The sequence below is a fragment of the Spongiibacter sp. genome (assembly GCF_984394615.1).
The window spans coordinates 1-6439 of record NZ_CFHTQA010000071.1 but is presented as its reverse complement, the minus strand read 5'-3'; the positions used below and the strand labels follow the sequence as shown (position 1 = coordinate 6439).

Annotated in this window: 7 protein-coding genes; 6 read left to right on the top strand and 1 reads right to left on the bottom strand. The window is 58.9% G+C overall.

The features are described from left to right. From AC5DB9_RS16250 to AC5DB9_RS16235, 4 genes are all read left to right on the top strand, one after another. On the top strand, positions 1–588 hold a 588-nt coding region (locus AC5DB9_RS16250), incomplete at its 5' end, for a sulfite exporter TauE/SafE family protein (protein WP_491732097.1). After that, a complete protein-coding gene (locus tag AC5DB9_RS16245; protein WP_272991625.1) occupies positions 588–1979 on the top strand; it encodes an MBL fold metallo-hydrolase in 1392 nt (463 codons plus the stop codon). The genes AC5DB9_RS16250 and AC5DB9_RS16245, both read left to right, overlap by 1 nt. 44 nt (positions 1980–2023) lie before the next feature. Further along, on the top strand, positions 2024–2941 hold the full coding sequence (locus AC5DB9_RS16240; protein WP_022960240.1) for a carbamate kinase: 918 nt from the start codon (positions 2024–2026) through the stop codon (positions 2939–2941). Then, complete coding sequence (locus AC5DB9_RS16235; RefSeq protein ID WP_272994022.1) at positions 2931–3809, top strand: oxamate carbamoyltransferase subunit AllH family protein; 879 nt, start codon at positions 2931–2933, stop codon at positions 3807–3809. Before AC5DB9_RS16240 ends, AC5DB9_RS16235 begins: the two co-directional genes overlap by 11 nt. A gap of 4 nt (positions 3810–3813) precedes the next feature. Here AC5DB9_RS16235 and AC5DB9_RS16230 read toward each other — a convergent pair whose 3' ends face one another. Then, a complete protein-coding gene (locus AC5DB9_RS16230) occupies positions 3814–4224 on the bottom strand; it encodes a GlcG/HbpS family heme-binding protein (protein WP_028968526.1) in 411 nt (136 codons plus the stop codon). A gap of 111 nt (positions 4225–4335) precedes the next feature. Here AC5DB9_RS16230 and AC5DB9_RS16225 point away from each other — a divergent pair, with 111 nt between their 5' ends. Next, positions 4336–5943: an ABC transporter substrate-binding protein gene (locus AC5DB9_RS16225; protein WP_272994021.1), complete on the top strand. Its 1608-nt coding sequence runs from the start codon at positions 4336–4338 to the stop codon at positions 5941–5943. Further along, positions 5940–6439 (top strand): ABC transporter permease (locus AC5DB9_RS16220; RefSeq protein ID WP_491732096.1); only part of this gene is annotated, 500 nt, incomplete at its 3' end. The genes AC5DB9_RS16225 and AC5DB9_RS16220, both read left to right, overlap by 4 nt.

Below are 6439 nucleotides of genomic sequence, written 5' to 3'. Positions count from 1 at the left end.
AAAAAAGGCTCGGCGGACCTGGCGCTGGTCAAGCGATGGGGCCTGTTTATCATGCTTGGCTCCTTGCTGGGGATCGCTGCGGCGACGGTGAGCTCGAGCCAGTTTCTTTCCATTCTGTTTGGTGTGCTAACGCTGTTGGTGGCCCTGAAAATGCTGCTGCCAATGTCGGAGTGGCGCCTTGCCAACGCGGTGCCGACATCGCGCTTGTCTTACCTGATTCCCGCGGCGATTGGCGGCTTTTCAAGCATGATGGGTATTGGTGGTGGAACACTGGGTGTGCCGACCTTGAACTTGCTTAACTTCCCCATGCAGCGTGCCGTGGGAACGGCGGCAGGGTTTGGCGTATTGATCAGTATTCCCGGCAGCATCGGTTACATCGTGTCGGGATGGTCTGTTCAGGCACTGCCGAGCGGCTATCTGGGGTATATCAACTTGATTGGTCTGGCGTTGGTGGCGCCGCTCGCGGTGGTGATGGCGCCCTTTGGCGCGCGTCTGGCACACCGCCTGTCGGCCAGACAGCTGCAACAGTTGTTTGGCGGTTTTTTGTTCCTCGTCGCAGCGAGAATGTTCATCAAGGTGCTGATGTGATGCGTGGCAGCATGCCGGTTGTGGGGCAGGCGCTGGTTGCCTGTGTTTTTGCGGGGGCATTGCTGCTGCTCAGTGAGAGCCTGCAGGCGGGAGAAAAATCGCCATTGAATCGCTTGCGGCCGCTGGATTCCCGTTCTGAACTGGATTCCGGTCAGGCACTCGGGCGAGCCTGTGTACCGGGCGAAACCGTGGTCATGCGCGAGAATGTCGGTAAAGACAGCAGCTACTGGCGAGGGCTTCATCGCGGCCAGTTTGTTGTCTGCACGGGCAATAGCCGAAACGGCGAGTTACTTGTGGCCGACGGCCCCGGCCGCGTCTGGCAGTTGTCGCGCACGCAGGTCAATGCGACGCGCTTTTTTCCGGCTGAGTGGACGGCCTACGATCGGGATTATCTGGTTTGGGCCTACGACAGAAACACGCTGATTTTCCGAGAGAGTCTGGCCAATAGTTTCGAAGGTAACTTCTTTTACCTGCTGCTGGACGACGATGGGGAAGGGCGACTCAACGGGGCCTTGCTGATTGATTCAGGCACGGGCTACGCCAATCTTCGCCCCTACATTGCGCCCCTGATTGGCAGCTCGCCGTTGACGGTCGTCAATACTCACAGTCACTGGGATCACTTCGGTGGCAATCGCGACTTACAGTCGCTGCCCAATGTCCGCTTTTATGGCTATCAGCCTGATGGCCACTATGAGCCGTTTCCCCAATATCCCCGGTACAGCGTCGATGCCCTGTTCGACGGCGAAGAGGAGTCCGTCCACAGTGAGCTAGCCATTGGCAAGCGGCGGGTAACAGCGCTGAAAATTCCCGGCCATACGGAAGACTCGATAGCCCTGTATGACGCCCGCGAACAGTTGCTGTTTACCAGCGATACCGTTTGTCCCTGTCTGCTGTTCATCGAAGACTGGTCGGCCTATTTACAGAGTACGGCACTGCTCAAGCGCTTTGTGGCGGAGAACCCGGTCAAATGGCTGCTGGGCGGCCATCTTGAAATGTCGCGGCCCAAGGCGGACAACCGCCAGCACGAGTATTTTTATTTCGGCAGCAACAGCCATCGCGATGAGCACGCCTTGCAGCTTCCGCTGTCGTATCTGGCGCTGGCCGAGCGCGAGGTCAAACGGGTGCTTGCCGACGCCGATGATCAGGGGCCGCGTTACGATGCACGGCGCATTGATAAACCGTTCCACGACGTGCCGATGGTGCCCGTGCCATTCCCCGGCATTCCCTCCTATTACCGGGACGATGCCAATCGTCTTGTCGATATTCTCCGCCAGCGCCACGCCAGCGACGAGCGCTGTTACGAGCGTTGCGCAATCTGCTGGCATTGTCATGTGGATACGCGTCGACGTCGTGTTGCTTATTGCGAACATAAGTGCATAATACGAACTTAATCCTTGTTGAAGTGTTCACGCAGTTCCGTGGACCGGGAGAGTATATGAAGTTGTTAGTTGCACTGGGCGGAAACGCGCTACTGAAGCGGGGAGAATTTCCCAGCACATCGTCTCAGCGGGAAAATACGCGTATGGCCGCCCGTGCGTTGGAAAAGATCGCGCGCGAACACCAGTTGATTCTCAGTCATGGTAATGGCCCGCAAGTGGGTCTGCTGGCAATGCAAGCCGAGTGCTACGCGGGCGCAGAGGCCTATCCCTTTGATGTGATGTGTGCCGCGACGGCCGGCATGATTGGCTACATGATCGAGCAGGAGCTGGGCAATCTGCTGGGCTACGACGTGCCCATTGCCACGCTGCTGACCCGGGTGGCCGTCGACCCCGACGATCCAGAGTTCAGTGCGCCTACCAAGTTTGTCGGTACCGCTGTGGATGACGATGAAGCCGAGACGCTGAGCAACGCCCATGGCTGGCAGTTTCGTCGCGACGGCGACAAGCTGCGTCGCGTCGTGCCGTCACCAACACCACAGCGCATCATCTGGCACCGTCCCATTCGCTGGCTGTTGGATAATCACGCGGTTGTGATCTGTGCCGGCGGCGGTGGCATTCCTGTCGTGCATAATACCGAGGATGACAGTTACCGCGGCGTGGAGGCTGTGATTGATAAAGATCGTGCCTCCGGCCTGCTGGCCAGTGAGATTCCTTCCGATATGTTTGTGATTGCCACCGATGTCGATGGCGTTTATCTCGATTACGGCACCGACCGCCAACGGGTGCTGCGGCGCACTACGCCTGCCGAACTGGACGCGCTGAATTTTTCCAGTGGCTCCATGGGGCCGAAAGTGGATGCTGCCTGCCTGTTTGTCAGGCGCACCGGCAAACCGGCGGTGATCGGCTCGCTGGATCATATTGCCGACATCGTGGCCGGAACCAGTGGTACCTGGATCGAGCCCGATGCCGACTGAAGGCTTGCCGCTGCGCATTCGTAGCCTCGGTGACCTGGCGCATCGCCAACTGGTTGAGCCGGGTATTCGCCTTCAGGTCGCCGCGGTTTTCGACCGCGTGGTGTATCTCAGTTGCGAGCCGCGCGATGCGGTCGTCGATTTCCCGCACCCGGGAATGGTAGTGCTTAGCCATCCGGATATTCCACCGGGCCCCTTGAATATCACCTTGAATCGCTGGCCGGACTGGTCTGCGCTTACCGTGCATGATCGGGTGCAGAGCGATTCTCATGCACTGAATTTGTGCGGTCATCAATTGGTGCATGCCGGGCTGCCATTGTGGGGCTCTTGCCCGGATTGGCAGAGCCTGCCGCCCATCGGCGGTCTCGCGGACGCACTGCACGTCGGCGTGTCAGAGTGCGAACACAGCTCGGCGTTTTTGGCGCTGCTTTACGGCAGCGAAACGCTGTCGACGTCCCGGCTGGGGAGAACACTGGACCGGCTGGGTGAGGGGCTGTTCGCCTCAGACGAGCGGCTGGTAAGGCAGGGCGCCGAAGAGCTGGCGGGCTTGGGCAGGGGGCTCACTCCCGCTGGGGATGACTTCCTCTGCGGGCTGATGGTGGCACTGTGGTATCGCGGTCTGGCCGCTCAAACGCCGGTTTGCAACTGGCTGTATTCTTCCGCAGCACCGCGTACTACGCGGTTGTCGGCCGCGTTTCTGAGCTGTGCGTCCGTTGGCGCCCTCAATCAGAGCTGGCTGGACTTTGTTCAGTGGCTGCCCAATTTTAGTGCAGAGCACTTGTCGGGCAAACTCGCACCGCTACTGGCAGTGGGACATAGCTCGGGGGCCGATATGCTGGCGGGCTTTGCCTGGGGGCTAAAGCCCGCGTAAACGTTTATTGGCCGCAGTAGTCGGCAATCGCCGCGTCGACGGCGGCTTGTGCGCAGGCCTCATCAAGGTCGGCGCTGGCGCCTCCCACGCCCACCGCCCCCAGCAGTTTCCCATTAAAGAGAATCGGCAAGGCCCCTCGGGCATAAATCATATTTCCGCCTTCCAGTTCGGCGATGCGCTGCATTACCACGGATTCCGGCGGAATCGCGCCGCTCGGGCAGCGTGTGGCAGCGGCGGTCAGGGCTTTCCCCTGGCTGCCGTAGATGCTGGCCCAGTTGGAGCCATCCATGCGGGCGAAGGCGATTAATCGGCCCCCGGCATCGCAGACTGCGATACAGACGGCAATCTCCAGTGATTGTGCTTTAGCGATGGCCGACTCAATAGCGGCGTTAGTGTTCGCGAGATTTAGGCCCATTTCTTGCTCCTGCATAAGTGAATAGGGATGTTTATACATTATGCGAATAAATGTTCATATAGTGAATATTATCTGCTATCGTGTCCCTTTCAAATAGCAATGAGTGGCGGTATGCGCACCTGGCTTCTGACAATCCTGTTTCTCTCGGCAGCCCTGGTAGCCTGTTTTGGTGGTGACGAGCAGCGTGCGGCAAGCGCTGCGAACAGCGACAAACTGATTCTTTCGGCTACCAAGCCCGGTTCACGCATGGATCCGCACCTCGATGTGCAGTGGGAAGTGCTGTATGTGCTGTCGGCAGTGTACGACACGCTGATTTATCAGGGCGACGACGGTGACTTTGTTCCCGGTCTGGCCCGCCGCTGGACGGTATCGGCCGATGGCCTGCGCTACGAGTTTCAGTTGCGCGAGGATGTGAGCTTTCACGACGGCAGCGCGTTTAACGCCGAGGCCGTTAAATTCAATATTGAGCGTATTCAGTCTCTGGGTGCGCGATCGCTAAAAGCCAGCTCCCTGTTGGCATCGGTGCAGTCGGTGGCGGTAATGGATACCTATACGGTGGCCATTACATTGTCCCGCCCCGATGCCTTTTTTCTGTTTAATCTGAGCCTGCCCTATATCGGCATGGTCTCGCCGACTGCAGTGAGAGAGTGGGGCGACGCTTACCATCTTCACCAGTCTGGCACCGGCCCCTTCAAGTTTGTGGAATATCGCCCCGGCAATCGCTATCGCCTGCAGCGGAATCCCGACTATCAGTGGGCACCGGAAATTTATCGGCAACACGGCGCCGCGCATTTGCGGGAAATTGAGTGGCGGTTTCTGCCGGAACCCTCCAGTCGCGCACCGGCTTTGGAGGCTGGCGATGTGAATGTCGCCTTTGATCTGGTGCCGACCAACCTCAACCGTATTTTGAATTCGCCGACGCACCGTATCGAAACGGCCTACCTTACCGGGCAGCCTTCCTACTGGTTTATCAATACGCAGCGTGCGCCGACCGATGAGCTGGCGGTGCGCAAGGCAATGCTGTACGCCGCCGATATGGTAGGCGGAACGAAGGCGATTACTCGCGGTATTTCGCCGGTGTCCTACGGGCCGCTGGCGCAAGTGACTCCCGAGTACAGTCACAAGCTGGATACGCTCTATCCCCATAACCCCGATAAAGCGCGAACGCTGCTTGAGGACGCGGGCTGGGTGGATCGCGATGGCGATGGTATCCGCGAGAAAGACGGCAAACCGCTGCGAGTGACCATGTCGATGGTGTCCTGGGGGCAGAGCCGTTCGTTCAGTGTGCTGCTGCAATCCCAGTTGCGTGAGGTAGGGATTGACCTGGAATTGGAAATGCTGGACCACGCAGTGCAGATCGCGGCGGGGCGCCGGGGGCTGAAAAATATGTTGTTTACCGGCTCCTCAGGCTATTCCGCGGCGGATTCACTGCGGCCCTTTTTTCATTCGGAGAATGCCGACAATGGCTTCGCATTCTCAAAGTTTAAAGACCCGGAGCTGGATCGCCTGATTGAGAAGGCGGAGGTCACACTCGATAAAGATACGCGCTTTGATCTCTATGAGCGCGTGCAGCTCCGCATTATGGAGCAGGCGCTGATTCTGCCGATCTATGACTACGCCCTGTTGATCGGTGTGGAAAATCGCGTGCAGGGCCTCAGTTGGCACTCGGTGGGTCTGGTGCCCAGTTTCTACGAGATGTATCTGGAGGAGGGGCCATGATCCGCTATCTGCTTACGCGCCTGCTCACTGCCGTGCCAGTCATTCTCGGTGTGGTCAGCCTGACCTTTGTAATGATGTACATGCTGCCGGGTGACCCGGCGTCCACGATGCTTGCCAAGTCCGGTGCCTCGGCGCAGCAGATTGCCGAACTGCGCGCGGAGCTGGGTCTGGATCGTCCCCTGTACGTTCAGTATTTCCAGTACCTGTTCAATGTGCTGACGGGCGACATGGGGGAGTCTATCGCCAGCAACCGGCCTGTGTTCGACATGTTGCTGGAAGTGTTGCCGATGACGCTGGTGTTGGTGCTGCTGGCCATGTTGCTGGCGGTGCCGCTGGGCGCCTTGACCGGTGTTGTGGCGGCGGTGCGCGAAAACACTTGGGTAGATCGATTACTGGTTGGCCTGAGCGCGGTCGGCGTGTCGATGCCGTCATTCTGGATGGCGCTGATGATGATCCTGCAGTTTTCCGTCACGCTCGGCTGGCTGCCGGCGTCGGG